The organism is Trichococcus shcherbakoviae (genome assembly GCF_963666195.1).
In the GTDB taxonomy this organism is placed as follows: Bacteria; Bacillota; Bacilli; order Lactobacillales; family Aerococcaceae; genus Trichococcus; species Trichococcus shcherbakoviae.
The window spans coordinates 1,663,518-1,689,059 of record NZ_OY762653.1; the positions used below are offsets into that span (position 1 = coordinate 1,663,518).

The window sequence follows — 25,542 nt, forward strand, 5'->3', positions numbered from 1 at the left end:
CAGATGATACAATATAAACGAATGAATCAGGTAGTTATACAAATTAATGTTCGGATTTAGAAAGGGACGGGAACGATGGAAAGAAAAGAATTGCTTTATACTGGGAAAGCTAAAAAGATGTACGCTACAGATCAGGAGAATGTCCTTTGGGCAGAATACCTAAATCAGGCTACCGCATTAAACGGCGTAAAGAAGGACACTATCGAGGGCAAAGGCAGACTCAACAACCAGATCACCGGCCGCATCTTCGAGTATCTGGCTGAAAAGGGTATCGCGAGCCATTACATCCAAGAACTATCAGAAACCGAACAATCAGTAAAAAGAGTCAATATGTTCCCATTGGAAGTGGTTGTCCGTAATGTATCCGCAGGAAGCTTCGCGAAACGCTTCGGCATGGAGGAAGGCATCGACTTGCCGTTCCCTGTTTTGGAGTTCTACTACAAAGACGACGCGCTCAACGATCCTTTCATCAATGATGCCCATGTACAAGTTCTGGGAGCGGCAACTGAAGAAGAAGTTGCGGAAATCAAGAAGCAAGCGTTGAAGATCAATGCAGCCTTGATCGAGATGTTCAAAGCAATCGGCATCCGCCTGATCGATTTCAAAATCGAATTCGGCAAGACTGCTGAGGGAGAAATCATCCTGGCTGATGAAATCTCACCTGATACATGCCGCCTTTGGGATATCGAAACGAACGAACACTTGGATAAAGACATCTACCGCCGTGACTTGGGAGATCTGATCCCTGTCTACGTGGAAGTGCTGGACCGCCTGAACAAAATGTAAGCCATCCGAATGCAACTAACGAATAAACAAAAAACAAAAAAATAAAAAAACAAAAGCGAGGAATTTGGACATGTATAAAGTAACCGTGTATGTAACGTATAAAGACTCAGTATTGGATCCGCAAGGGGAAGCCGTGAAGGGTGCCGTCCACCGTATGGGCTACCCAACAATCGAAGATATCCGCATCGGAAAATATTTTGAAATCCAAGTCTCCAAAGATGAAGAGAACGTTGAACAAGTCATCGAAGAGATCTGCGACAAGTTGCTTGCAAACGTGGTTATGGAAACTTACCGTTATGAAATCCAGGAGGTTGAAGCTTAATGAAATTCGCTGTCATCGTTTTTCCTGGATCTAACTGTGATTTAGATATGTATGCAGCCATTAAAGATATTCTTGGAGAAGATGCAGAGTATGTGCAACATTATGAAACAAGCCTTGAAGGTTTCGATGCTGTCCTATTGCCCGGCGGATTCACTTATGGCGACTACTTGCGTACAGGTGCGATTGCCCGCTTTGCAAACATCATGAGCGAAGTTGTCCGTTTCGCTGAAGAAGGCAAGCCAGTATTCGGCACTTGCAACGGATTCCAGATTTTGGCTGAAGCCGGCTTATTGCCTGGTGCTTTGCGCCGCAATGATACTTTGAAGTTCGTCTGCAAACCGCAGGATCTGAAAGTCGTGAATGCCGATACGCAATTCACTTCCCTCTATAAAGAAGGAGAAATCATCTCTGTTCCGATCGCACATGGTGAAGGAAACTACTTCTGCGATGCAGAGACTTTGGCGGACCTGAAAGCCAACAACCAAATCGTATTCACTTATGCCAACGGCAACCCGAACGGCAGCATCGAAGACATCGCCGGCATCATCAACAAAAAAGGCAACGTCCTAGGCATGATGCCTCACCCGGAGCGTGCTGTCGAAGCTTTACTGGGATCAGCGGACGGCCTGCGCCTGTTCCAATCCATGGTTGAAAATTATAAGAAGGAGCTGAACAAATAATGGCATTTTTAGAACCAACGCCAGAACAAGTAAAAGAATCCAAAATTTATCGTGAATGGGGTCTGACAGACGAAGAGTACGGCACAATCTGCGATAAAATTTTGCATCGTTTGCCGAATTATACTGAAGCTGGCCTGTTTGCCGTTATGTGGAGCGAACACTGTTCTTATAAAAATTCAAAACCAGTCCTGAGAAAATTCCCTACTACCGGCCCGCAAGTATTGCAAGGACCTGGTGAAGGCGCTGGTATCGTGGATATCGGCGACGGCCAAGCTGTCGTTTTCAAAGCGGAAAGCCACAACCACCCATCAGCTATCGAGCCTTATGAAGGCGCAGCTACCGGTGTCGGCGGAATCATCCGTGACATCTTCAGCATGGGCGCACGCCCAATTGCGATCCTGGACTCTTTGCGTTTCGGCGAATTGGACAATGAGCGTACGAAACACATCTTCGAAGAAGTCGTTGCCGGCATCAGCGGTTACGGCAACTGTATCGGCATCCCGACTGTCGGCGGTGAAACGGTCTTCGACCCTTGCTACAGAGGCAATCCGTTAGTCAACGCAATGTGCGTCGGCTTGATCGATCAAAAAGATATGCAAAAAGGTCAAGCTGCCGGAGTCGGCAACTCGATCATGTACGTGGGTGCAAAAACAGGCCGCGATGGTATCCATGGCGCCACTTTCGCTTCCGAAGAATTCAAGGAAGAGGAAGAAGCGCAACGTTCGGCTGTCCAAGTAGGCGACCCATTCATGGAAAAATTATTGATGGAAGCTTGTTTGGAATGCATTTATGACTACTCCGACGCTTTGATCGGTATCCAGGATATGGGTGCTGCCGGTTTGGTCTCTTCCAGCTCGGAAATGGCTTCAAAAGCAGGCAGCGGCTTGCTGTTGAACCTTGATGACGTTCCGCAGCGCGAAACAGAAATGACACCTTACGAAATGATGCTTTCCGAGTCGCAGGAGCGTATGCTGTTGTGCATCAAGAAGGGCGAAGAGCAACGCATCGTCGACCTGTTCAAAAAATATGAATTGGATGCAGTCGTGATCGGTGAAGTTACCGATGATGGCATGTATCGTCTATCCCATGCAGGCAAAGTGGTGGCTGAACTTCCGGTTGATGCTTTGGCTGAAGATGCACCGGTCTACTACAAACCGACTGCAGTGCCTGCCCGCATCGCTGAATTCGCAGCTATGGAAGACTACAAACCTGTCTTCACATCAGCGCAGGATACATTAGTGGCTTTATTGCAACAAGCGACGCTGGCTTCCAAGAAGAGCGTCTATGATACATATGATTCCATGGTCCGCACCAGCACGGTCGTAGGCCCAGGAAGCGATGCTGCAGTCGTCCGCGTCCGCGGCACCAAAAAAGCGATCGCAATGACAACGGACTGCAACGGCCGTTACCTGTATTTGAATCCAGAAATCGGCGGACAGATCGCTGTCGCTGAAGCTGCCCGCAACATCGTTGCCAGCGGCGGAAAACCATTGGCGATCACAGACTGCTTGAACTACGGAAATCCTGATAAGCCAGAAATTTTCTGGGAATTAAGCACTTCCGCAGACGGTATCTCTGAAGCTTGCCGCCAATTGGATACGCCTGTCATCTCAGGAAACGTTTCCCTTTACAATGAAACCGACGGCGTTGCCGTTTATCCGACACCGATGATCGGTATGGTCGGCTTGATCGAGGATCTTGCGCACATCACAACGCAAGCTTTCAAGACTGCCGGCGACCGTATTGTCCTGATCGGCGCTACAAAAGCGGACTTCAACGGGTCCGAACTGCAAAAAATGGAATTGGGCAAAATCGAAGGGAAATTGATGGACTTTGACTTGGCTGTCGAAAAAGAAAACCAAGCGAACGTCCTGAAAGCAATCAAAGCTGGTCTGATCGCAAGCGCGCATGACCTATCAGAAGGCGGCTTGGCTGTCGGCTTGATGGAGAGCGTCTTTGACACTGGCCTAGGTTTTGACGTAACGGTTGACATGGATAAAACGTTGTTGTTCAGCGAAACGCAATCACGCTTCATCCTGACCGTGAAACCTGAAAATGTTGCCGCTGTGGAAGCGATCTTCGGATCAGCTGCTGCACAAATCGGAACAGTGACTGCTGACGCTGTCGCAAAAATCGCTGCCGAGAACGAAACAATCACTTTAGACGTGAAAGAAGTACAAACGAAATGGGAGGAGGCTATTCCATGCTTGCTGAAACAAAAAGCTTAAACGAAGAATGTGGCGTATTCGGCATTTGGGGAGACGACAATGCCAGCCAGTTGACTTACTTCGGTTTGCACAGCTTGCAGCACCGCGGACAAGAGGGTGCAGGGATAGTTTCATGTGATGAAGGAAAACTGTTGGTTCACCGCAATCTGGGACTGATCAGCGAAGTCTTCAAAGACGGAAATGATCTGCAGAGGTTGACCGGAAACCGTGCCATCGGTCATGTGCGTTACTCCACTTCCGGACAGAACAGCATCGAAAATGTGCAGCCGTTTTTGTACCATTTCTATGATATGGACATCGCCATTTGCCACAACGGCAACTTGGTGAATGCCAAATCATTGCGCCGCAATCTTGAGGAAAATGGCGCCATCTTCCATTCGACTTCGGATACGGAAGTTCTGATGCATCTGATCAGACGCAGCCAGAAAGAAAGTTTGATCGAAAAGATCAAAGAGAGCTTGAATCAGGTCAAAGGCGGGTTCACTTATATCCTTTTGACTGAAGAAAAAATGTTCGGTGCCGTCGATCCGAATTCGTTCCGTCCGCTTGTCATCGGCCAATTGCCGAATGGCGCGTATGTGATGGCCAGCGAAACGTGTGCCATCGATACAATCGGCGCTGATTTTGTCCGCAACGTCAACGCCGGCGAACTGGCGATCATTGACGACAACGGATTGACGATCGAAAAATATACCGACGATACAACCATTTCCATCGCTGCGATGGAGTATATCTACTTCGCGCGTCCGGATTCCAATATTGCCGGCGTGAACGTGCATACTGCGCGCAAACGGATGGGAACGCGTTTGGCCATCGAAGCACCTGCAGTGACTGCCGACATCGTCATCGGTGTGCCAAACTCTTCCTTGTCCGCAGCGAGCGGATTCGCGGAAGAAAGCGGAACGCCTTACGAAATGGGTCTGATCAAGAACCAATATGTCGGACGTACGTTCATCCAACCGACGCAGGAGCTGCGCGAATTGGGCGTAAAAATGAAGTTGTCCGCCGTAAAAGGGGTCGTCCAAGGCAAGAGCGTCGTCATGGTGGATGATTCCATCGTGCGCGGGACGACCAGTAAACGCATCGTGACTTTATTGAAAGAAGCGGGAGCCAAAGAAGTGCATGTCCGCATCTCTTCCCCGCCTTTGATCTACCCAAGTTTTTACGGCATCGACATCAGCAAGTCAGCTGAACTGATCGCTGCTAAAATGACCGTTGATGAAATCTGCGAATACATCGGGGCAGACAGCTTGTCTTTCCTTAGCCAAGAGGGTCTGATCGATTCAATCGGTTTGAAATTTGATATGCCGTATTCAGGCTTGTGCATGGACAGCTTCAACGGGGACTACCCGACTGGGCTCTATGACTATGAAGCGGATTACGTGAACAATATGACAGCTATCCAAAAAGAGAATCTAAAGGGAGGACAAGTTTGATGGAAAACGCATATGCAAAAGCGGGTGTGGATGTCACAGCCGGTTATGAAACAGTAAGCCGCATCAAGAAACACATCGACCGCACGAAACGTCCAGGCGTTTTTGGCGAAGTCGGCGGATTCGGCGGAAACTTTGACCTTTCTGAATTGAACTACAAAAAACCTGTGCTTGTATCGGGTACGGACGGTGTCGGCACGAAGCTGATGCTGGCCATCGAAGCCGGAAAATTCGATACGATCGGGATCGATTGTGTCGCAATGTGCGTCAACGATGTCGTAGCGCAAGGTGCAGAACCTCTTTATTTCTTGGATTATGTAGCTGTCGGTAAAAACCGTCCGGAAAAATTGGAGCAGATCGTTGCTGGCGTAGCTGAAGGCTGCGTCCAAGCCGGAGCTGCCCTAATCGGTGGAGAAACAGCTGAAATGCCCGATATGTACGATCCGGAAGATTTCGATTTGGCTGGATTTACGGTAGGGATTGCGGAAAAAGATGCTTTGTTGACACCTGCCTTGATCAAAGAAGGGGATGTGTTGGTCGGGTTGCCTTCGTCAGGCATCCATTCGAACGGCTATTCCTTGGTGCGCAAAATCTTCTTCAAGGACAATGACTACAAATTGGCCGACAAGGTTGCAGGCATCGAAGACCAAGAATTGGGCGACGTTTTATTGACGCCTACAAGAATCTACGTGAATGCTCTATTGCCGTTGATCAAAAAACAGCTGCTGCATGGCGTTGCCCACATCACAGGCGGCGGCTTCGTCGAAAACGTGCCGCGCATGCTTCCTGAGAACGTCCAAGCGGAAATCAAATTAGGCAGCTGGCCTGTCTTGCCAATCTTCCAAGTGATGGAAAAAATCGGCAAGATTCCGGCTCTTGAAATGTACGAAATCTTCAACATGGGCATCGGCATGGTGCTGGCAATCGCTCCCGAAAACTTGACGGAAGCGCTCGGCGTTCTGACCGAGAATGATGAAAAAGCCTACGTGATCGGATCTGTGGCTGCAAAAACATCAGAAAAAGAGGTTATCCTGAAAGAGGCTCAAGCATGAGGATAGCTGTCTTTGCTTCAGGAAACGGCTCGAATTTTCAAGCCATCGCCGAAGCCATCGCGTCAGGCGAAGTGGATGCGACGATCGCTTTCCTGTTCTGCGACAAGCCGAAAGCCTATGCGATCGAGCGCGCCAAACAATACAATATCCCGGTGATCTCCTTTACGCCGAAAGGCTTCGAGGATCGGGTCGCCTACGAAAATGAAATTTTGAAGCATTTGGCTGAGGAGAAGGTCGACTTGGTTGTCTTGGCCGGCTATATGCGGATCGTTGGACCGACTTTGCTATCGGCCTACGCCGACCGCATCGTCAACATCCACCCGTCCTTGCTGCCGGATTTCCCGGGTCGACATGGCATCCAGGACGCCTTCGAAGCTGGTGTTCCGGAAACCGGCGTCACCGTCCATTTCGTCGATGAAGGGGTCGATACCGGCCCGATCATCGCGCAAGAAAAAGTGGCGATCCTTCCGGAGGACACGCTGGAGAGTTTGGAGACCCGTATCCATCAAGTGGAGCACCGGATTTTCCCGCAAGTGATCCAGCAATTGGCTCAAAAGAATAAAGGCTAACAAAATGGATGAGGACTCCGCGCTTGCGGAAGTCCTTCCTTTTGTTAAAACCGCATTAATCCATCATAAATTTAAGGAGTGACACACAGTGACAAGAGCATTGATCAGTGTTTCAGATAAAACAGGCGTTGTAGCATTTGCGCAGGCATTAGCAGCAAAAGGAATCGAAATCATCTCAACTGGCGGAACGAAGAAGGCTTTGGAAGAGGCAGGCGTACCGACTATTTCCGTAGAGGATGTAACCGGCTTTCCTGAAATGATGGACGGCCGCGTAAAAACGTTGCATCCACTGATCCATGGCGGACTTTTGGGCAGACGTGATCTTGCGGACCATATGCAAGCCATGAAAGAGCACAATATTGCACCGATCGATTTCGTTGTCGTCAACCTTTACCCATTCAAAGAAACGATCAGCAAAAACGATGTGACTTTGGCTGATGCCATCGAAAACATCGACATCGGCGGCCCAAGCATGCTCCGCAGCGCGGCTAAGAACTACGCAAGCGTGACTGTTTTGACCGATCCGATCGACTATGCAAACGTCCTTGCCGAATTGGAAGCTGCAGGCGAAACGACTTTCGAGACGCGCCAAGCTTTGGCTGCAAAAGTGTTCCGTCATACAGCCAGCTATGATGCTTTGATCGCGCAATATTTGACTAATGTGGTCGGCGAAACCGAACCTGAAAAATTGACAGTGACTTATGATCTGAAACAGAGCCTGCGTTACGGAGAAAACGGCCACCAAACCGCGACTTTCTACCAAGAACCATTGGCTGTGCCGTTCTCGATCGCAAGCGCAATCCAATTGCACGGAAAAGAATTGTCCTACAACAACATCAAAGACGCTGATGCGGCCATCCGTATCGCCCGCGAATTCGACGAGCCCGCTGTAGTTGCCGTCAAGCACATGAATCCATGCGGCGTCGGCATCGCAGACGACATCGATGCAGCCTTCGATCGTTGTTATGCAGCTGATCCTGTCTCCATCTTCGGTGGCATTGTGGTTGCGAACCGTCCTTTGGATGTGGCGACTGCCGAAAAACTGAACAGCATGTTCCTGGAAATCGTTCTGGCGCCAAGCTATACGGAAGAGGCTCTAGCTATCCTGACGAAGAAAAAGAATGTCCGCATCATGACTTTGGACTTCTCTGCCGCAAAAGCAGGCGGAAAAGAATTTGTCTCCGTGTTGGGCGGCATGCTGGAACAGACGCAAGACATCAACACAGAAGACGTACCTGCTAATTGGGAAGTCATGACCGAACGTCAACCGACTGAAGACGAAATGAAAGCAATGGATTTCGCCTGGAAAGTCGTTAAACACGTGAAGAGCAATGCCATCGTATTGGCAAACAGCAAACAGACAGTCGGCATCGGCGCAGGCCAGATGAACCGTGTCGGATCCGTCAAAATCGCAATCGAGCAAGCTGAAGCGGCCAACGCCATCGAAGGCGCTGTATTGGCGAGTGACGCTTTCTTCCCGATGAACGACAGCGTGGAATATGCTGCCAAACACGGCATCAAAGCAATCGTTCAACCAGGCGGCAGCATCAAGGACCAAGATTCGATTGAAATGGCAAACAAATACGGCATCACGATGCTGAAAACAAGCGTAAGACACTTCAGACACTAAGATGAGATGAATCCCATGGTAGAAATCGAGCACTAAGAAGTCAACTGCAAAGCGGGCGCTTTTTGCCCGTGTGCAGTTGACAGCTTAGGCACTCAAACGTCACAGTGCGACGTTTGAGGTCTTTAGCATTTTGAGTACTGGCACTAATATCAAGCTTCATATAAAAGGTTGGAGGATCTAACAGATGAAACTTCTTGTAATCGGCAGTGGCGGACGCGAGCATGCCATCGCTAAAAAATTAACTCAAAGCCCGTTGGTGGAGACTGTTTACTGCGCCAAAGGCAACCCAGGGATGGCCCAGGACGGCATCACGTTAGTCGACATTGCGGAAAACGACCATCAAGGATTGGTTCAATTCGTCAAAGACAACAACATCGCTTGGACTTTCGTCGGACCGGAAATACCTTTATTTGAAGGGGTAACTGATGTATTTGAAGCGGCTGGCCTGAAAGTCTTCGGACCTAGCAAAAAAGCGGCCGACCTGGAATGTTCGAAACAATTCGCAAAAGATCTGATGAAAAAATACGGCATCCCAACTGCAGCCTATGAGACATTCGAAGACTATGAAGCAGCTGTTGCTTACGTGGAAGCCAATGGTGTTCCGATCGTCATCAAGGCGGACGGTCTGGCAGCCGGAAAAGGCGTCGTTGTCGCGATGACGATGACGGAAGCTCTGGATGCGCTGAACGACATGCTCCTGCAAGGCAAATATGCAGCCGGCAAACCGAAAGTCGTCATCGAAGAGTACCTTGAAGGGGAAGAATTCTCGTTGTTCGCGCTGGCGAATGGTGCGAAGTATTACTATTCAGGCGTCGCACAAGACCACAAACGCGCCTATGATGGCGACAAAGGCCCTAATACGGGCGGCATGGGCGCTTACTCGCCAGTACCGCAAGTATCCGAAGCTATGATTCAAGAAGTGCTGGATACGGTCGTAAAACCGACTGTAGAGGCGATGGTTGCTGAAGGCATCCCGTTCAAGGGAGTTGTCTATGCCGGCTTGATGATCACCGCCAAAGGGTTGCGCGTCATCGAATTCAATGCCCGTTTCGGCGATCCAGAAACGCAGGTCATCATGAACCAGATGGCATCCGATTTGGCGCAAGTCATCGATGACATCCTGAACGGAAAAGATCCGGTCATCGAAATGTATACCGATCGTTACACTTTGGGTGTTGTTGTTGCCGCTGAGGGCTATCCGGAAGCGCCTATGAAAGACATCCCGTTGCCTGATCTGGATACGGAAAATGCGGACTGCATCGTCTATGCAGCAGGCGTGAAGGCTGGCGAACAAGGGCTATTGTCAAACGGCGGTCGCATCCTGTTGGTTGCTGGCCAAGGCGAAACGCTCCAAGCTGCGCAAGACAAAGCTTACCGTTACCTGAGTGCAAATCCGATCGCGCATACGTTCTATCGTTCCGATATCGGAGCAAAAGCGATCCGTTTTACCGAAAAATAGCAAGGTGAGGGGGAGGCTTCGGTCTCCCTCTTTGTATTTCCGTCCCGAAAAGTTATACTGAATCTGACAGAACTATCCATTTGAGGAGTGAGTGATATGGTGAAAACATTGATTCACAGCGGAAAAGTTGGTTTGGAAGGTTTGAAATGGGAAGACCGTGCGGAACAGCCGGCTGGACCTTTCGAGATCAAAATAAAGGTCAAAGCGGCGGGACTGAACCATCGCGATCTTTTTGCCTTGAGCCAAGTCCATGAGAAGCATCCGGTTGTCATCGGATCGGATGCTGCCGGTATCGTTGTGGCTGTCGGAGCAGAGGTGACGCGTTTCAAAATCGGTGATGAAGTGATGCTTTATCCCGGCAGTGGTTGGCGCAAGAACAGCGATACGGCTCCTGAAACCTTCACGATCCTCGGGAGTTCGGAGCAGGGGGCGATGGCGGAGGAAATCGTTGTTTCCGAAGAGAATGCTGTCCATAAACCGGCCAATCTGTCTTGGGAAGAAGCAGGCGTTTTGTCCCTGTCCGCTTTGACAGCTTACCGCGCCCTATTCACAAAAGGCGGAGTATCGGAAGGCATGAAAGTCCTGATCCCAGGCATCGGCGGCGGAGTAGCCAACTATCTGCTGCAATTCGCCAAGGCAGCTGGAGCGATAGTGTACGTCACTTCCCGTTCCCAAGAAAAATTGGGAATGGCGCTGCAGCACGGAGCCGAAAAAGGCTTGCTGCATGATGAGGATTGGGTGGAAGCGATGGGCGGCGGAAAAGTGGACGTCGTGATCGAGTCAGTCGGAGCAGCCACTTTCGATAAGTCGCTGGATGCGGTCCGCAGAGGAGGCACAATCGTGACTTTCGGCTCATCGACTGGCGATCTGGTCACCTTCGATCTGCGGAAATTCTTTTACGGACAGTACACGCTTAAAGGTTCGACGATGGGCAGCTTCGAAGAGTATGAAGCGATGATCCGTTTTGTCGAGGACCATGATCTCCATCCGGTAGTGGATGCCGTTTATCCGGCAGAGGAGTTCATGGAGGCATTCCAACGGCTGGAAAATGCCGAACAGACGGGGAAAATCGCCTTGCAGATCGGCTGATCCGTAATAAAATGGACAAAATAAATCCGGCGGGTAAGCAGAACTTCCTCAAAACGCTATGCTATACTATTTTAGAAGTCGAGCGTACTATTTGAGGAGGATTTCCGTGAATATCAGTGAGTTGTTGTTCATCGCATCGATGATCACTTTAATCGTAGGATTTGTGGGTGTGGTGATGGTCATTGTATTGGGTCTGATGGATTTGATGCATATCCAATTGCGTGTCCAGGTAGACAGGAAAAAATACATCCGTAACATCATCATCCTGTTGGTGGTCGGAGGTTTGTTGAGTACGGCCTACCTCATGATGAAATAAACAGCAGTTGATTAAATGCTTGCATTGCGCCCGCATTGCTTGTATAATCGGCTAGAAATCTATTTAAAGTAAGCTGAAAAGAATATCCAAAGTGAACTGCAGTCAAAGTGCTTTTCCTCCCGCTTGAACGAAGGGGAGGAGTGGGCGCTTTTTTTGTACGCTGAAACAACCAAGAAAGGACGACAATGAATGATTACAAATGAATTTGATACCATCGCCGCCATTTCGACGCCGCCTGGAGAAGGGGCCATCGGAATCGTACGTTTGAGCGGAGATCAAGCAATCCAGATAGCCGATGCCTTATACCGATTCGGTACGAAGCACTTGGCCGATGTCGCCACACACACCATCAATTACGGTCACCTTTATGATCCGCGCACAGGCGACATGATCGACGAGGTCATGGTGTCCGTCATGCATGGACCGAAGACGTTCACCCGCGAAGATGTAGTGGAAATCAACTGCCACGGTGGTGTCGTGAGCGTCAACCGGATTCTGCAGACAATTCTCCAGAACGGCGCCCGCATGGCGGAGCCCGGGGAATTTACGAAGCGCGCCTTCCTGAACGGCCGGATCGATTTGTCTCAGGCCGAAGCGGTTATGGACTTGATCCGTGCCAAAACCGATCGTGCCATGAATGTGGCCCTGCATCAGTTGGACGGCAAATTGTCCGGTATGATCCGCGATATCCGTCAGATCATCCTGAACACATTGGCTGAGGTAGAAGTGAACATCGACTACCCGGAATACGATGACGTCGAGGAAGTGACGACGAAGCTGTTGAAGGAACGTACCATTGAAGTGCGCGGACACATCCAGCACTTGTTGGATACCGCCAAGCAAGGAAAGATCCTGCGCGAAGGGTTACAGACAGCCATCATCGGACGCCCGAACGTAGGGAAATCCAGTTTGCTGAACCGCCTGCTGCGCGAAGAGAAAGCCATCGTGACCGACATCGCCGGCACAACCCGCGATACGATCGAGGAATACGTAAACGTCAGAGGCGTTCCCTTGAAGCTGATCGATACAGCTGGCATCCGTGAAACGGATGACGTCGTGGAAAAAATCGGCGTCGAACGCAGCCGGAAAGCTTTGGCTGAAGCCGATCTGATTCTGTTGCTGATCAACCAGAACGAAGGGCTCACGGAAGAGGACAAGCAGCTTCTGGAAGATACGAAGGACATGAACCGCATTATCCTGATGAACAAAATGGATCTGGAAGCGAACATGACGACAGCTGATCTGGAGCCTTGGAGCGATCCTGAAAGAGTCATCGAAACATCGATGCTGAGTGAAAGTGGATTGGATCAACTGGAAAAACAGATCACGAAGATGTTCTTCTCAGGGGAAACCGGCGAGAAGGATGCGACCTATGTATCCAATGTCCGCCACATCGCGCTCTTGAACGATGCGATGGATTCGCTGGATGAAGTGCTGAGCGGCATCGAATCGGGCATGCCGATCGACCTCGTCCAGATCGACTTTACTCGTTGCTGGGACCTGCTCGGAGAAATCACCGGTGACAGCGTCCAAGACGAACTCCTCACCCAACTCTTCACACAGTTCTGCTTAGGAAAATAAAGGATACGATGAATTGCGTTTAGAGGGTGAGCACTAAGGGGACATTACGAGAACGGCCGTTTTTTGGCCGTGACGTAATGTCAACTTAGGCGGAACCCTCTGCATTTCAGAGTTCAACTACTATGATACGACACATTGCCCAATGAAGGTTAGGAACAAATAGATAGCATAAATGGAAGGAATGGAAAAATGAACAGATTTGAAGCTGGAAGTTTTGATGTGATTGTTGTAGGAGCCGGACATGCCGGATCCGAAGCGGCGCTTGCTGCCGCGCGTATGGGATGCAGCACGATGCTGGTTACCATCGATTTGAACATGGTTGCCTTTATGCCCTGCAATCCATCCATCGGCGGACCTGCGAAAGGTGTCGTCGTGAGAGAAATCGATGCATTGGGCGGCGAGATGGGACGCAACATCGACAAAACGTATATCCAAATGCGCATGCTGAACACAGGGAAAGGACCTGCCGTTCAAGCTTTGCGCGCACAAGCGGATAAGGATGACTATGCCCATCATATGAAGCACACCATCGAAAAACAAGAGAACTTGCTGCTGAAGCAAGCCATCGTTGAAGAATTGATCGTAGAAGACGGTGAAGTCAAGGGCGTAGTGACGCATACAGGCGCTGTTTACCGCGCTGGGGCCGTCGTCATCACAGCCGGAACTTCTTCCCGAGGAAAAATCATCATCGGGGACTTGGTTTACTCTTCCGGACCGAACAACTCGCAGCCGTCCATCAAATTATCCGAAAATCTGCTTGATCTGGGATTTGAATTGGCGCGCTTCAAGACCGGAACGCCGCCGCGGGTGATGGCTTCGACCATCGATTATTCCAAAACTGAGGAACAGCCCGGTGACGTCGAGCCGAATCATTTCAGCTTCCTTTCCAAAGATGAAGACTATCTGAAAGATCAATTATCCTGCTGGCTGACTTATACGAGTCCGGAAAGCCACGAGATAATCCGCGACAATCTCCACCGCGCGCCTATGTTCACGGGTATCGTGGAAGGCGTAGGGGCACGTTATTGCCCATCAATCGAAGATAAAATCGTCCGTTTCAGCGACAAACCGCGCCATCAGCTCTTCCTTGAGCCTGAAGGCCGCGAAAACGAAGAAGTCTATGTGCAGGGCTTGTCCACTTCATTGCCGGAAGATGTTCAGCTTGATCTGATCCGTTCCGTACCTGGGATGGAAAATGCCCAAATGATGCGGACAGGCTATGCCATCGAATACGATGTCGTAAAACCGCATCAGTTGCGTCTTTCCTTGGAGACAAAACTGGTGAAGAATCTGTTTACTGCCGGCCAAACGAACGGCACATCCGGTTATGAAGAAGCTGCCGGACAAGGCATCGTTGCCGGCATCAATGCCGCTTTGGCTGTACAAGGGAAAGAACCAATGATCCTGAAACGCAGCGATGGCTACATCGGCGTCATGATCGATGATCTGGTCACAAAAGGAACAATGGAGCCTTATCGCTTGCTGACTTCGCGCGCTGAGTACCGTCTGTTGCTTCGCCATGATAACGCCGACTTCCGCTTGACCGAAATGAGCCGTGAAATCGGTTTGGTGACGGAAGAACGCTATGCCTCATTCCTTGAGAAAAAACAGGCTGTCGAAAAGGAAATCGCCCGCCTCGAAAGTACGCGCCTGAAACCGACTGAAGAGCTGCAGGCTTTCCTTGCGGAACAAAATTCCGCTCCGCTGAAGGACGGCATTCTGTTTGCCGATATTTTGAAGCGTCCGGAACTGAAATATGAAGGTCTGATCGCTTTTGCGCCGCTTGAAGAAGCTTTGCCGAAAGAGGTCATCAAGCAAGTAGAAGTGCAGATCAAATATGCCGGCTACATCAAGAAAGCAGTCGAAAAAGTGGACAAGCTGAAGAAGATGGAAGAAAAACGCATCCCTGCGAACATCGATTACGATGCAATCAACGGAATCGCCAATGAAGCCAAACAGAACCTGAAGAAGATTCAACCGGAAACGATTGCCCAAGCAAGCCGGATCAGCGGCGTCAACCCAGCCGACATCTCCGTATTGATGGTCTACGTGACCCAAGGGAAGATTGCAAAAATAGCAGAATAGGAAGCCGGGGCTGTCTCCTCTCGAGATAGCCTCGTTTTTTGTCGTTATCCGTTAACTTTCTTCACGACCGCTCTCCATGGTCGAGAGACCCACTTTTCTCCTCCGGCGATCGGAGGCTTCGCCGGAGTTCGGTCTGCATTTTCACCTGTGTTCTCCGATGAGCGCGGGCCTATCGGAGTTAAGCCTGATTTCTGGGTCGCTGTTCTCCGGTGGACGGATTCTTCACCGGAGCTGCGCACGCATTCCGTCGTTTTTGAAGATTGAATTATAGTATAATGGAATGTAAATGGAACAAGGAAGGATAGGAGGCGGCAGATGCGTTACCATCATGAAATCATCGAATCTGATCCGGAACTCCCCGTGTTCTATATTTTTCACAACGAAAGAACGGATTCCGGCGTACTTGCCCATTGGCACAAATCATTGGAAATCAGCTATACGATGTCGGGAAAGATCAGCGAATTCACGATCGATGGGACCGTCCACGAAACGAATGCCGGCGACATCCTTGTCATCAATTCGAATGAAGTCCATTCCATCTGGGACGATCACAACAAGACGAAGGCTTTGTCGCTCATTTTCCCGTATGCCTTCATCAAATCCGAGATACCGAATTACGACAACAAAAGCTTCCGTTTGACGAATCGGACTGGCTATACGGAGCTGCAAAGAGAGAAGCTAGCTGAGTTGCGCAGCTTGCTGGACCGGTACTTTGTCGTTATGGAAAGCGCCGGCGCCGTCAAAGCCAGACTTTTGCTGAAAGGGATGCTGTACCAGATCCTTTTCCTTCTGGATGCGTACTTTTCTGTCCCAAAAACGGATAAGAACAGAGGCATCTCCTCGTTGCCGCTGATTTCCGCCATAACGGAACACATCGACGAGAATCTGGACAAAAATCTGGCGGTCGATAAACTGGCAGCGGCTTTCCATCTCTCCTATACGCATCTGTGCAGATTGTTCAAAAAGGAAACCGGCAGCACAATCCACAGCTATATTGTCGAACAACGCCTTAACAAAGCTGTGAAACTGCTGATGTTCACCGACAAAAATATCCGCTATATCGTGGACGCCTGCGGATTTCCCAATCAAAAATCCTTTTCGTCGGCCTTCAAAAATAAACATGGCATGACGCCGAAACGTTACCGGGAGGAGAAAAAGGTATGAACTGCCCATAATGATGGCACAAATCGCCCCTTTTTCTGCCGGAAATTCCCTAAAATAACAAGTAGGGAAGGCGCTACCCGTTTTAGCTGTGATTATAATGAAACCGTTTTACGGAAGGGTGGGATATTGCCTGTTTGGACGAAAAAAGGATATGGAGGGATTAGGGAATGAGACGTAAGACATTCAGCACTATTTTTACATTAGGGATAACGGCAGGCTTGCTTGCCAGTTGCGGTTCCGGAGAATCGGCGGATCAACAGGATTCAGCCCAACAAGAAAGTGTGCAATCGGCCGCTGCTTACGATGGCGTCGTGAAGACCAGCATCTATGTAAAAGGCTATGAAGGAGGACCGGGTGTACCGAAACTCATCATCGAGTTGGAGGATGCGGTCGACAGTGTCGATCCTAGTGGCTGGCAGGTCATGACAGCCGGGGCGAAACGCACGGTTACGGACGTCTACACATCCGATGAGAACGGGAATCCGCAGGAAAATTCAAACTTCATCGCGATCGATATGGAGACCGGCTTCAATGATGCGACGTTCAGCGTGATCGGATCTCCGTTCACCTACAATACGACGACATCGATGAATGAATGGTCCCCAGCTTATGAGGTCGCAATCGCTGCGCCTTCGATCACGATCGAGGATGAGGACTACTCTTTGAGCATCACGGAGGATGCCGCAAACAACCGCATCTCCCCGGATACCGATTTGTTCACGGCGAGAGGGACTTTCAGTGGCACCTACGTGAATCCGATGACGGATCAAGAAGAGGAATTGACGCTTTCGACAGCTGCCTATGAACCGGAAGGACTTGCCGAAGGGGAAGCGAATCCGTTGGTCATCTGGCTGCACGGCCAAGGGGAAGGCGGAACAGATCCCGACATCGCCATCCTTGGAAATGAAGTGTCCGCATTGGCAAAAGAGGAGATCCAGTCCTATTTCCAAACCGATGACGTGGCCGGTGCGTATGTTCTGGCTGTCCAAGCGCCTACCTATTGGATGGATGAAGGGGATGGAACGAACGGGAACGGCAGCGGCATCTCCCGATACACGGAAATCTTGATGGATACGATCAATGATTATGTCGCTGCGCATCCGGATGTCGATACCGACCGCATCTATCTGGGAGGTTGCTCGAACGGCGGCTACATGACCATGAACATGGTCATCCAATACCCTGCCTATTTTGCAGCGGCTTATCCCGTCTGCGAGGCGTATGCTTATTATGAATATGAGCGGAACAGCGACGGCACCTACGTGAAAACGAATGATGAAGCTACCGGAACATCGAGTTTTGTGAAGACAGATCAAGTTTGGTTTACAGAAGAAAAAATCCAGGCGATCAAAGACTTGCCGATTTGGTTGGTCCAATCTGCGGATGATCCGGTTGTCGTGCCTATGAACTATCTGTTGCCGACTTACCAGGCACTTATCCAGGCGGGAGCGGAAAACACTTGGGTTTCCTACTTTGAAACGGTTGAAGGAACGGACAGCCTAGGCACTACTTACCTAGGTCATTTCTCCTGGATCTACTTGTTCAATAACCAGGTAACTGGTGTCCAGGATAAAGCTGCTATCATTGCTTCGACTGACGCTGAAACGTTCGGCTTCGAAGCAAGCAACGCTACCGGAGGCGGCGCGGCGGCAGCGACAGTCGGCGAAACTACTTATACAAATATTTTTGAGTGGTTGAACGATCAATCGAAATAAAAAAATCATCCTTGAATAAGGATGGCGCATATGCTAAGATGATGACATAACTGCATACGAAAAAAGGGAGCTTGTGTCAGCAGGCTGAGAGGAAGTAATCAACTTCGACCTATTACCTGATTTGGATAATGCCAACGTAGGGAAATAACATTGAATGATTCTATTCAGCGGGAAATGCCTATTCGGACATTTCCCGCTTTTTTTGTCGTCGCATCAAACAAACTATTTGGAGGTACCCCATGTTCAAAACGCTATTCGAAAATGTACAGCGACAGACGCCGCTGGTCCATTGCATCACCAATTATGTCACCGTCAATGATGTCGCGAATGTCCTCTTGGCTGCCGGAGGGTCCCCGATCATGGCGGATGCCCCCGAGGAAGTCGCGGACATCACAAGCATTTGCACCGCCCTGAATCTGAACATCGGAACACTGAACAGCAGAGCCGTGGAGTCCATGCTGCTGGCAGGGCGCCAAGCTAACGCGCTCTCCCATCCTGTCGTTTTGGATCCGGTCGGCGCGGGGGCATCCTCTTTCAGGACCGAAACGACACTCAGACTGCTGGAGGACATTGCCTTCACCGTGATCAAAGGGAACATTTCGGAAATGAAGACGATCCATGCCGGCAGCGGCACAACGAAAGGCGTCGATGCCGACATCAGCGATGCCGTGACCGAGGAGACGCTCGAGGCAACGGTCGCGTTCGCCAAACGATTGGCCGACCGGAATGATGCGGTCGTCGCGATCACCGGAGCGATCGACATCGTTGCGGACCGGGACAAAGCCTACATCATCCGCAACGGGCATCCGCAGATGGCGAAGGTGTCCGGAACCGGCTGCATGCTGTCGGCAGTGATTGCTGCCTATTGCGGAGCCAACCCGGAGCAGTTGCTGTATGCCACGGCGGCAGCGGTATGCCTGATGGGAGTCAGCGGCGAGCTGGCTTACGAAAGGATGATCCGCAATGCTGCAGGGACGTCATCCTACCGCAGCTACATCATCGATGAAATCAGCAAGATGTCGGCAGAAAAACTGGAAGGGGGCGCTAAAATTGAGACTAGATAAGAACGATTTGCTGCTTTATGCGGTGACCGATCGCCAATGGCTGGGGAACGCGTCCTTGGCGGAACAACTTGAAGAAGCCATCCAGGCGGGCGTTACCGTCGTGCAATTACGCGAGAAGGAATTGGATTTCGATGCCTTTGTATCCCTTGGCAAGGAACTGCAGGCCGTGGCCAAACGCCACCGCGTTCCTTTCATCATCAATGATGCGGTCGATGTAGCCTTGACGCTGGATGCGGACGGCGTTCATGTGGGGCAGAGCGATATGCAGGCGGGAGACGTCCGCAGCCGGATCGGCGAGGGGAAAATACTGGGCGTTTCTGCCCATTCCGTCGAAGAGGCGCTGACGGCGGAACGGAACGGGGCCGATTATCTGGGTGTCGGTGCCATCTACGGGACAGCGACGAAGCTGGATGTCGACACGCTGTCGATCGAAACGCTGCAGCAGATCTGCCAGGCGGTGAGCATACCCGTTGTGGGGATCGGAGGCATTGCTGAAGGGAACATCCTCAAGCTGAAGGGCAGCGGCATCGACGGGGTTGCCGTCGTATCCGCCATCTTTGCGCAGCCTGACATTACCGCGGCAGTGAAGAGGCTTCGCCCGTTAGCCGAAGCGATGGTGCAACCATGAAACTGGAAGCAGCCATCTTCGATCTGGACGGGACGTTGCTGGATTCCATGCCGATTTGGCAAGGATTGGGAGAAAATTATTTGCTTCAGAAAAAGGTGCAGCCGGCTTCGGGTCTGCAGGATGCGTTGAAGACGATGAGCCTGCAGCAAACCGCACAACATTTTCGAGCGGCCTACGGATTGCACGAAGATGAAGAGACAATCATTGGGGAAATTGAAACGCTGATTGCCGATCTTTACCGTTATGAAGTCCCGCTTAAAGCCGGCGTAGCGGAATATCTGCAGACGTTGCAGGATAAGAATGTGAAAATGTGCATCGCCACCGCGACCGAAAGAAATTTGGCCGAGAGCGCCTTGGAACGTTTGGGCATCAGGGAATACTTCAGTACCATTCTGACCAGCAGTGAAGTAAAGACGGGCAAAGACAATCCGCTCATTTTTCAGCGGGCGTTCGAACAGCTTGGGGCTCCCCTCACGAAGACCGTCATCTTTGAGGACGCCCTGCATGCCATCGAAACGGCAACAGCAGCCGGATTCCGGGTGGTCGGCGTCTATGATGAGAGTGCCGCACAATATAGGGAGCGCATCGAAGCATTGACGGAGCAGTACATCTATTCATTTTCGGATTGGAAAGGATGAGCAAAAATATGAAAACAGTATTGACGATCGCCGGTTCGGACAGCAGCGGCGGAGCGGGGATCCAAGCGGACCTGAAGACGATGATGGCGCATAAAGTCTATGGGATGAGCGTGATCACAGCGCTGACGGCACAGAACACGACGGGGGTTGCCGGAATCATGGAGGTGACGCCTGAATTTGTGGCGCAGCAGCTGGATTGCGTCTTCAAGGATATCCGGCCGGATGCGGTGAAGATCGGCATGGTGTCGAACGCCGCAATCATCAAAGTCATCGCGGAGAAGCTGGTCGAATACAAAGCGGAGAATATCGTCGTGGATCCGGTCATGGTGGCCACTAGCGGCAGCAGCCTGATGCAGGACGATGCCAGCCAAGCTTTGCGGACGCTGTTGTTGCCGTTGGCTGATGTGATCACCCCCAATGTGCCGGAAGGAGAGGTGCTGAGCGGTGTCAAGATCGAGACGAAGGCGGATATGCTGGCTGCAGCGGACCGTATCGCTTCAGCAGCAGGAACCAGTGTGCTCCTGAAAGGCGGCCATCTCAAGGACAGCGCCGACGATCTGCTATTTATGGACGGAAAAGTCAGTTGGTTCGAGTCGGAACGGATCGAAAACCCGAATACGCATGGCACCGGCTGCACGCTTTCCTCAGCCATCGCAGCGAATCTGGCTTTAGGCCACGGAATGGAAGAGAGCATCCGCCAAGCCAAAGCCTACATCACCGGCGCGCTCCGTGACGGACTGGATCTGGGCAAGGGCAGCGGCCCACTCAATCACGCTTATCGCATCAACTGGAAAGGTGGCTGTCTTCTATGAAGACGGCCTTTTCTGGGTGCTGCCGCCACACTCATGTCGAAAGTTGTCCGATAACAACGAAGAATCGGACAAACGCAACCCGTTTGCAACGAAAGTTGTCCGATAACAGCGAAGAATCGGACAAGCGCAGCCCGTTTGCAACGAAAGTTGTCCGATAACAACGAAGAATCGGACAAACGCAACCCGCTTACAGCGAAAGTTGTCCGATTCTTCCGACTTCCCTTCTAGCTCTGCACCAAAAGCACATCTAAATTTTGATATTCCGTCAATTGCCCCTGTCCCAAGATGGAGACCGCAACGGGCAAGAACTGGATGGTAAAATCAAGTACATTAACAAAGGTTTTATATCCTAACGTTCGGAAATAGAAGGGGAAACAAAACGAAAACTAGGGAATTCTTTCCAAATTCTAAATAAAACCTCATTATTCTGTCGTTTTTGTTTGCTATAATTTTGATTATAGTGAACATTCGGAATTTTTGAACTCCTGCGCTAAAAGTAGAGTACGCCTCTATTGTCCGCATCCGGTTCATATTTGCGATCGAAGGGAAGATGGAAGATGGGATTACTATTATTCGATTTTGACGGTACCTTGGCGGAAACATGCAAAATTAGCGAAATGGCTACAATGGATACATTTGAACATTTCGGCTATCCCGTTCCAACCCCTGAGCAACTGCGTGAGGATAGAGGAAAGCCCCATTTTGTGAAGTTTATCGGCTATCTGAAGAAACATGCACTCTCTCCGGTCGAGCTGGATAAGCTGATGGAAGTCTTTTGGGACAAATACGAAAAATATGAAAATATGCTGTTGGAACCATACGATTTATCGCGGGAGTCCTTAATGGAACTGAAAGGGAACGGACACCATCTCGGCGTGATTTCCAACAAAGCAACCAAGGCTTTGCTGAGGAGTCTTGCTGCAGTGGACCTTTTGGATCTGATGGAAGTGGTTATCGGATTGGACAACATGAACCAGCACAAACCGAATCCTGAAGGCATCTTCACCGCTTGGGAGAAAATACCGATGGCGAAAGAAGAAACCGTGATGATCGGTGATACCATTTATGATATGCAGATGGGTAAAATGGCTGGCACTAAGACCATCGGCATCACTTGGGGAGGGAGTTCCGCCCAAACCTTGCGCGCAGAAAATCCCGATTGCATCGCCAACTCCTTCGTCGAGCTGGAAATCATTCTTACAAACCTGCTGGATGCTTAAATAGAGTTTAATAGATTGGAAAAAGCCGCTGTCCTTTATTCGGGACGGCGGCTTTAAAGTTGATTTAGCCCTTGTACAGACCGCTCTTTCAGGATAAAGTAGAGAGGTAGAAAAACAGACGAAGCCAATGATGAAAGGAAACACCTATGAATCCAGAACAATTTGCCGAGGCCCTTGCCGAAAAAGGGATCCTTTTGAATGAAACGCAACTCGAACAATACGCAACCTATTTGCGCCTATTGCGCGAATGGAACGAAAAAATCAACCTGACGGCCATCACCGAGCCGGATGAAGTCTATCTGAAGCATTTCTATGACTCCATTTCATTGGGATTCCATATGGATTTCACTGAAGAAGAAGTCACGCTTTGCGATGTGGGTGCTGGTGCCGGTTTCCCGAGCGTCCCCCTCAAGATAGCTTTCCCTAAATTGCAGGTGACGATCGTGGACTCATTGAACAAACGGATCACTTTCCTGGAGACTCTGGTTGCCGAACTGGGTTTGACGGGTGTTTCCTGCTTCCATGACCGTGCGGAGACTTTTGGACAGAACAAGAAATTCCGCGCCCAATTCGATGTGGTGACGGCGCGTGCGGTCGCGCGCTTGAGCGTCCTGAGCGAACTGTGTCTGCCTTTGGCCAAAAAAGGCGGTACTTTTGTCGCGATGAAAGCAGCCAGTACGGAAGAAGAGCTCCGCGATGCAGAGCGCGCCATCGCAACTCTGGGCGGCAAACTCGAGGAGGATATCTTTTTTGAACTGCCGAACGATGCAGGCGAACGCCACATCGTGAAGATCAAGAAAACGAAAGAAACACCGAAGACCTACCCGAGAAAAGCCGGGACACCGAACAAAAATCCATTGTAAATCGGAAAAGGAACGGCCCGACCGCCTGCTTCTTTGCAGGCAGGCCGGGCTTTTTGGGTTTAAGATGCGAGCATAAAGTGATTTTATGGCATCGGTTTTATCTATCCTATATTTTTCCAAATTTTTTTGTTACAATAGTCTGGTAAAGTTATAGCCTTTTTTATAAATAGACATACTGAGCGATAAATGATGATTCATTTTGAAGAAATGCGTAGGAGAAAAGGCGCAGGTATCGTTTTTTCTCTTTTTTTAGGCAAAAAAGTAGAACGGCGGCACAGCAGCTTCAAATGAACGACAGAAAGTGGAGGAGAACAGATGGCACGGATTATTGCAGTCGCAAATCAGAAAGGCGGCGTCGGAAAAACGACGACCACCGTCAATTTAGCAGCTTCTTTGGCCTACTTAGGCAAAAAAGTGTTATTGATAGATAGTGATGCCCAAGGGAACGCCACCAGCGGACTCGGCATTTCAAAAGCAGATGTTGAAAAAGATATATATGATGTATTAGTGAACCAAGAGCCCATCGAGAATGTCATCAGAGAATCCTCGCGGGAAAATCTATGGGTCGTGCCTGCAACCATCCAATTGGCAGGGGCTGAAATCGAGTTGACGAATCAACCGCATCGTGAAGCGCGCCTTTACGACGCAGTGCAGTCGTTGCGCGAGGAATACGACTTCATTTTCATCGATTGCCCGCCATCACTGGGGCATTTGACGATCAATGCCTTCACCGCCAGCGATTCGGTATTGATTCCGGTCCAGTGCGAGTACTATGCCTTGGAAGGGCTGAGCCAACTGTTGAACACCTTCCGCTTGGTTCAGAAGCATTTCAATAAGGACCTGAAATTGGAAGGGGTCTTATTGACGATGCTGGATGCCCGTACGAACCTCGGCTTCGAAGTCGTTGATGAGGTCAAAAAATATTTCAAAGAGAAAGTATACAAGACAATCATTCCACGAAATGTCCGCTTATCCGAAGCGCCAAGCTATGGACAATCGATCGTTGACTATGATATCCGTTCAAAAGGAGCGGAAGTTTATCTTGAGTTGGCAAAGGAAGTGTTAGCAGATGGCGAATAAAAACAGCAAAGGGCTAGGACGCGGCATCGACGCGCTCTTCAGCAACTTTGAAGATATCGAGAAGATCGATGAAAAGACAGAGAAGGTACAGGAGATCCCTTTAGACGAAATACGTCCCAATCCTTATCAGCCACGAAAAACCTTTGATGACTCGACTTTGCGGGAACTGGCTGACTCGATTATGCTGAACGGCGTCATCCAACCGGTCATCCTGCGCCAATCCAGCGTGAAAGGCTATGAAATCATTGCAGGCGAACGCCGCGTCCGCGCTTCCCGTTTGGCCGGCAAAGCAACAATCCCGGCAATCGTCCGCGAATTTGACGAAACGGCAATGATAGAAGTCGCCATTTTGGAAAATCTGCAGCGTGAAGACCTGACCCCGCTGGAAGAGGCGGAAGGCTATCAAACCTTGATGAACAAGCTGAATCTCACGCAAGTGGATGTAGCCCAAAGATTAGGCAAGAGCCGTCCATACATCGCCAATCATCTGCGCCTGTTGAACCTGCCGCAGGACGTCAAACGGATGCTGCAAGAGGGATTGGTCTCCATGGGGCAAGCCCGTACACTTTTGGGCTTGAACGATGAATCGTTGATCAGCGAATTGGCGAAACGTGCTGCCGAAGAGGGCATCACTGTCCGTCATCTGGAATTGCTGGTCCAACAACTGAACAATCCAGGTGATGTCGCCAAAAAGAAAAACAAGAAGAAAAAAGAAACGAAACCGGTATACATCAAAGAGAGTGAAGAACGTTTGATGGACAAATTCGGGACATCCGTACAGATATCCAGCAAGGGCGAAAAAGGCAAGATCGAGATCGAATACCTTTCTCCAGCCGACCTGACCCGGATTTTGGATATCCTGCAAATTTCCCTGGACGATTAAGAATAGACGAAGACATCAGAAAGAGGTGCATTTGGCCTTGGTACAACAAGATTATGGATTGCATGATGTGGTCGAAATGAAAAAACCGCATCCCTGCAAAAACAACTCATGGGAAATCATCCGAATGGGTATGGACATCCGGATCAAATGCCTGAAATGCGGGCAGATGGTCATGATGCCGCGCCGCGAATTCGAGAAAAAAATGAAAAAAGTACTGACTAAGGCAGAAGAAACTGTCGAATAGG

The 25,542-nt window shown here is 50.1% G+C and carries 24 protein-coding genes and 1 riboswitch; all 24 genes read left to right on the top strand.

Going from position 1 to position 25,542, the window contains the following annotated elements:
• The first annotated feature begins 75 nt into the window (after positions 1-75).
• The 24 genes from purC (at position 76) to ACKPBX_RS08075 (ending at position 25,541) form a co-directional block, all read left to right on the top strand.
• Positions 76-786, top strand: a complete 711-nt coding sequence (gene purC, locus ACKPBX_RS07960) for a phosphoribosylaminoimidazolesuccinocarboxamide synthase (RefSeq protein WP_086628703.1) — start codon at positions 76-78, stop codon at positions 784-786.
• A gap of 70 nt (positions 787-856) precedes the next feature.
• Positions 857-1,108, top strand: a complete 252-nt coding sequence (gene purS / locus ACKPBX_RS07965; protein WP_068562113.1) for a phosphoribosylformylglycinamidine synthase subunit PurS — start codon at positions 857-859, stop codon at positions 1,106-1,108.
• Positions 1,108-1,788 carry a phosphoribosylformylglycinamidine synthase subunit PurQ gene (purQ, locus tag ACKPBX_RS07970; RefSeq protein WP_086628702.1) on the top strand — a complete coding sequence of 227 codons (681 nt, stop codon included), beginning with the start codon at positions 1,108-1,110 and terminating at the stop codon, positions 1,786-1,788. The genes purS and purQ overlap by 1 nt, the downstream gene beginning before the upstream one ends.
• Positions 1,788-4,016: a phosphoribosylformylglycinamidine synthase subunit PurL gene (gene purL / locus ACKPBX_RS07975; protein ID WP_319995063.1), complete on the top strand. Its 2,229-nt coding sequence runs from the start codon at positions 1,788-1,790 to the stop codon at positions 4,014-4,016. The genes purQ and purL overlap by 1 nt, the downstream gene beginning before the upstream one ends.
• Positions 3,992-5,452 carry an amidophosphoribosyltransferase gene (purF, locus tag ACKPBX_RS07980; RefSeq protein WP_319995064.1) on the top strand — a complete coding sequence of 487 codons (1,461 nt, stop codon included), beginning with the start codon at positions 3,992-3,994 and terminating at the stop codon, positions 5,450-5,452. The genes purL and purF overlap by 25 nt, the downstream gene beginning before the upstream one ends.
• Positions 5,452-6,501, top strand: coding sequence for a phosphoribosylformylglycinamidine cyclo-ligase (gene purM, locus ACKPBX_RS07985; RefSeq protein ID WP_319995065.1), 1,050 nt, complete (start codon positions 5,452-5,454; stop codon positions 6,499-6,501). Before purF ends, purM begins: the two co-directional genes overlap by 1 nt.
• Positions 6,498-7,070 (top strand): phosphoribosylglycinamide formyltransferase, encoded by a 573-nt coding sequence (purN, locus tag ACKPBX_RS07990; RefSeq protein ID WP_119092477.1) that lies wholly within the window; start codon positions 6,498-6,500, stop codon positions 7,068-7,070. The genes purM and purN overlap by 4 nt, the downstream gene beginning before the upstream one ends.
• Positions 7,071-7,158: 88 nt before the next feature.
• Positions 7,159-8,700 carry a bifunctional phosphoribosylaminoimidazolecarboxamide formyltransferase/IMP cyclohydrolase gene (purH, locus tag ACKPBX_RS07995; RefSeq protein ID WP_086628697.1) on the top strand — a complete coding sequence of 514 codons (1,542 nt, stop codon included), beginning with the start codon at positions 7,159-7,161 and terminating at the stop codon, positions 8,698-8,700.
• A 184-nt stretch (positions 8,701-8,884) separates the two neighbouring features.
• Positions 8,885-10,159 carry a phosphoribosylamine--glycine ligase gene (gene purD / locus ACKPBX_RS08000; RefSeq protein ID WP_319995066.1) on the top strand — a complete coding sequence of 425 codons (1,275 nt, stop codon included), beginning with the start codon at positions 8,885-8,887 and terminating at the stop codon, positions 10,157-10,159.
• A gap of 96 nt (positions 10,160-10,255) precedes the next feature.
• Complete coding sequence (locus tag ACKPBX_RS08005; RefSeq protein ID WP_319995067.1) at positions 10,256-11,248, top strand: zinc-binding dehydrogenase; 993 nt, start codon at positions 10,256-10,258, stop codon at positions 11,246-11,248.
• A 106-nt stretch (positions 11,249-11,354) separates the two neighbouring features.
• A complete protein-coding gene (locus ACKPBX_RS08010; protein ID WP_319995068.1) occupies positions 11,355-11,564 on the top strand; it encodes a hypothetical protein in 210 nt (69 codons plus the stop codon).
• A gap of 189 nt (positions 11,565-11,753) precedes the next feature.
• Positions 11,754-13,145 carry a tRNA uridine-5-carboxymethylaminomethyl(34) synthesis GTPase MnmE gene (gene mnmE, locus ACKPBX_RS08015; RefSeq protein ID WP_319995069.1) on the top strand — a complete coding sequence of 464 codons (1,392 nt, stop codon included), beginning with the start codon at positions 11,754-11,756 and terminating at the stop codon, positions 13,143-13,145.
• 189 nt (positions 13,146-13,334) lie between these two features.
• A complete protein-coding gene (mnmG, locus tag ACKPBX_RS08020) occupies positions 13,335-15,230 on the top strand; it encodes a tRNA uridine-5-carboxymethylaminomethyl(34) synthesis enzyme MnmG (protein WP_319995070.1) in 1,896 nt (631 codons plus the stop codon).
• 315 nt (positions 15,231-15,545) lie between these two features.
• The gene (locus ACKPBX_RS08025) at positions 15,546-16,394 is read left to right on the top strand and encodes a helix-turn-helix domain-containing protein (protein ID WP_319995071.1); all 849 of its coding nucleotides are present in this window, start codon (positions 15,546-15,548) and stop codon (positions 16,392-16,394) included.
• Positions 16,395-16,561: 167 nt separating this feature from the next.
• Entirely contained in the window at positions 16,562-18,109 is a 1,548-nt protein-coding gene (locus tag ACKPBX_RS08030) for a prolyl oligopeptidase family serine peptidase (RefSeq protein ID WP_319995072.1), read from the top strand.
• A 53-nt stretch (positions 18,110-18,162) separates the two neighbouring features.
• Positions 18,163-18,269: riboswitch (TPP riboswitch) on the top strand.
• Positions 18,270-18,348: 79 nt separating this feature from the next.
• Positions 18,349-19,173 (top strand): hydroxyethylthiazole kinase, encoded by an 825-nt coding sequence (thiM, locus tag ACKPBX_RS08035; RefSeq protein WP_319995073.1) that lies wholly within the window; start codon positions 18,349-18,351, stop codon positions 19,171-19,173.
• On the top strand, positions 19,160-19,801 hold the full coding sequence (gene thiE, locus ACKPBX_RS08040; RefSeq protein WP_319995074.1) for a thiamine phosphate synthase: 642 nt from the start codon (positions 19,160-19,162) through the stop codon (positions 19,799-19,801). Before thiM ends, thiE begins: the two co-directional genes overlap by 14 nt.
• Complete coding sequence (locus ACKPBX_RS08045) at positions 19,798-20,439, top strand: HAD family hydrolase (protein ID WP_319995075.1); 642 nt, start codon at positions 19,798-19,800, stop codon at positions 20,437-20,439. Before thiE ends, ACKPBX_RS08045 begins: the two co-directional genes overlap by 4 nt.
• 8 nt (positions 20,440-20,447) lie before the next feature.
• Positions 20,448-21,251, top strand: a complete 804-nt coding sequence (thiD, locus tag ACKPBX_RS08050) for a bifunctional hydroxymethylpyrimidine kinase/phosphomethylpyrimidine kinase (protein ID WP_319995076.1) — start codon at positions 20,448-20,450, stop codon at positions 21,249-21,251.
• 557 nt (positions 21,252-21,808) lie between these two features.
• Positions 21,809-22,471, top strand: a complete 663-nt coding sequence (locus tag ACKPBX_RS08055) for an HAD family hydrolase (protein ID WP_119092488.1) — start codon at positions 21,809-21,811, stop codon at positions 22,469-22,471.
• Between the two features lie 146 nt (positions 22,472-22,617).
• The gene (rsmG, locus tag ACKPBX_RS08060; protein WP_319995077.1) at positions 22,618-23,334 is read left to right on the top strand and encodes a 16S rRNA (guanine(527)-N(7))-methyltransferase RsmG; all 717 of its coding nucleotides are present in this window, start codon (positions 22,618-22,620) and stop codon (positions 23,332-23,334) included.
• Positions 23,335-23,649: 315 nt separating this feature from the next.
• A complete protein-coding gene (locus ACKPBX_RS08065) occupies positions 23,650-24,414 on the top strand; it encodes a ParA family protein (protein ID WP_119092490.1) in 765 nt (254 codons plus the stop codon).
• Positions 24,404-25,297, top strand: a complete 894-nt coding sequence (locus ACKPBX_RS08070) for a ParB/RepB/Spo0J family partition protein (protein WP_086628684.1) — start codon at positions 24,404-24,406, stop codon at positions 25,295-25,297. Before ACKPBX_RS08065 ends, ACKPBX_RS08070 begins: the two co-directional genes overlap by 11 nt.
• A 76-nt stretch (positions 25,298-25,373) precedes the next feature.
• Positions 25,374-25,541 (top strand): DUF951 domain-containing protein, encoded by a 168-nt coding sequence (locus tag ACKPBX_RS08075; RefSeq protein ID WP_233436743.1) that lies wholly within the window; start codon positions 25,374-25,376, stop codon positions 25,539-25,541.
• The last annotated feature ends 1 nt before the right edge of the window (position 25,542 follow it).

What these genes read in the sequence shown, in the direction of transcription:
- purS (WP_068562113.1), top strand. Translation starts at nt 857, where the DNA reads ATGTATAAAGTAACCGTGTATGTAACGTATAAAGACTCAGTATTGGAT.
- ACKPBX_RS08055 (WP_119092488.1), top strand. Translation starts at nt 21,809, where the DNA reads ATGGGATTACTATTATTCGATTTTGACGGTACCTTGGCGGAAACATGC.
- ACKPBX_RS08070 (WP_086628684.1), top strand. Translation starts at nt 24,404, where the DNA reads ATGGCGAATAAAAACAGCAAAGGGCTAGGACGCGGCATCGACGCGCTC.
- ACKPBX_RS08025 (WP_319995071.1), top strand. Translation starts at nt 15,546, where the DNA reads ATGCGTTACCATCATGAAATCATCGAATCTGATCCGGAACTCCCCGTG.
- ACKPBX_RS08005 (WP_319995067.1), top strand. Translation starts at nt 10,256, where the DNA reads ATGGTGAAAACATTGATTCACAGCGGAAAAGTTGGTTTGGAAGGTTTG.
- purD (WP_319995066.1), top strand. Translation starts at nt 8,885, where the DNA reads ATGAAACTTCTTGTAATCGGCAGTGGCGGACGCGAGCATGCCATCGCT.
- purN (WP_119092477.1), top strand. Translation starts at nt 6,498, where the DNA reads ATGAGGATAGCTGTCTTTGCTTCAGGAAACGGCTCGAATTTTCAAGCC.
- rsmG (WP_319995077.1), top strand. Translation starts at nt 22,618, where the DNA reads ATGAATCCAGAACAATTTGCCGAGGCCCTTGCCGAAAAAGGGATCCTT.
- ACKPBX_RS08065 (WP_119092490.1), top strand. Translation starts at nt 23,650, where the DNA reads ATGGCACGGATTATTGCAGTCGCAAATCAGAAAGGCGGCGTCGGAAAA.
- purL (WP_319995063.1), top strand. Translation starts at nt 1,788, where the DNA reads ATGGCATTTTTAGAACCAACGCCAGAACAAGTAAAAGAATCCAAAATT.
- ACKPBX_RS08075 (WP_233436743.1), top strand. Translation starts at nt 25,374, where the DNA reads ATGAAAAAACCGCATCCCTGCAAAAACAACTCATGGGAAATCATCCGA.
- mnmE (WP_319995069.1), top strand. Translation starts at nt 11,754, where the DNA reads ATGATTACAAATGAATTTGATACCATCGCCGCCATTTCGACGCCGCCT.
- mnmG (WP_319995070.1), top strand. Translation starts at nt 13,335, where the DNA reads ATGAACAGATTTGAAGCTGGAAGTTTTGATGTGATTGTTGTAGGAGCC.
- purF (WP_319995064.1), top strand. Translation starts at nt 3,992, where the DNA reads ATGCTTGCTGAAACAAAAAGCTTAAACGAAGAATGTGGCGTATTCGGC.
- thiM (WP_319995073.1), top strand. Translation starts at nt 18,349, where the DNA reads ATGTTCAAAACGCTATTCGAAAATGTACAGCGACAGACGCCGCTGGTC.
- purQ (WP_086628702.1), top strand. Translation starts at nt 1,108, where the DNA reads ATGAAATTCGCTGTCATCGTTTTTCCTGGATCTAACTGTGATTTAGAT.
- purM (WP_319995065.1), top strand. Translation starts at nt 5,452, where the DNA reads ATGGAAAACGCATATGCAAAAGCGGGTGTGGATGTCACAGCCGGTTAT.
- thiD (WP_319995076.1), top strand. Translation starts at nt 20,448, where the DNA reads ATGAAAACAGTATTGACGATCGCCGGTTCGGACAGCAGCGGCGGAGCG.
- purC (WP_086628703.1), top strand. Translation starts at nt 76, where the DNA reads ATGGAAAGAAAAGAATTGCTTTATACTGGGAAAGCTAAAAAGATGTAC.
- ACKPBX_RS08045 (WP_319995075.1), top strand. Translation starts at nt 19,798, where the DNA reads ATGAAACTGGAAGCAGCCATCTTCGATCTGGACGGGACGTTGCTGGAT.
- ACKPBX_RS08030 (WP_319995072.1), top strand. Translation starts at nt 16,562, where the DNA reads ATGAGACGTAAGACATTCAGCACTATTTTTACATTAGGGATAACGGCA.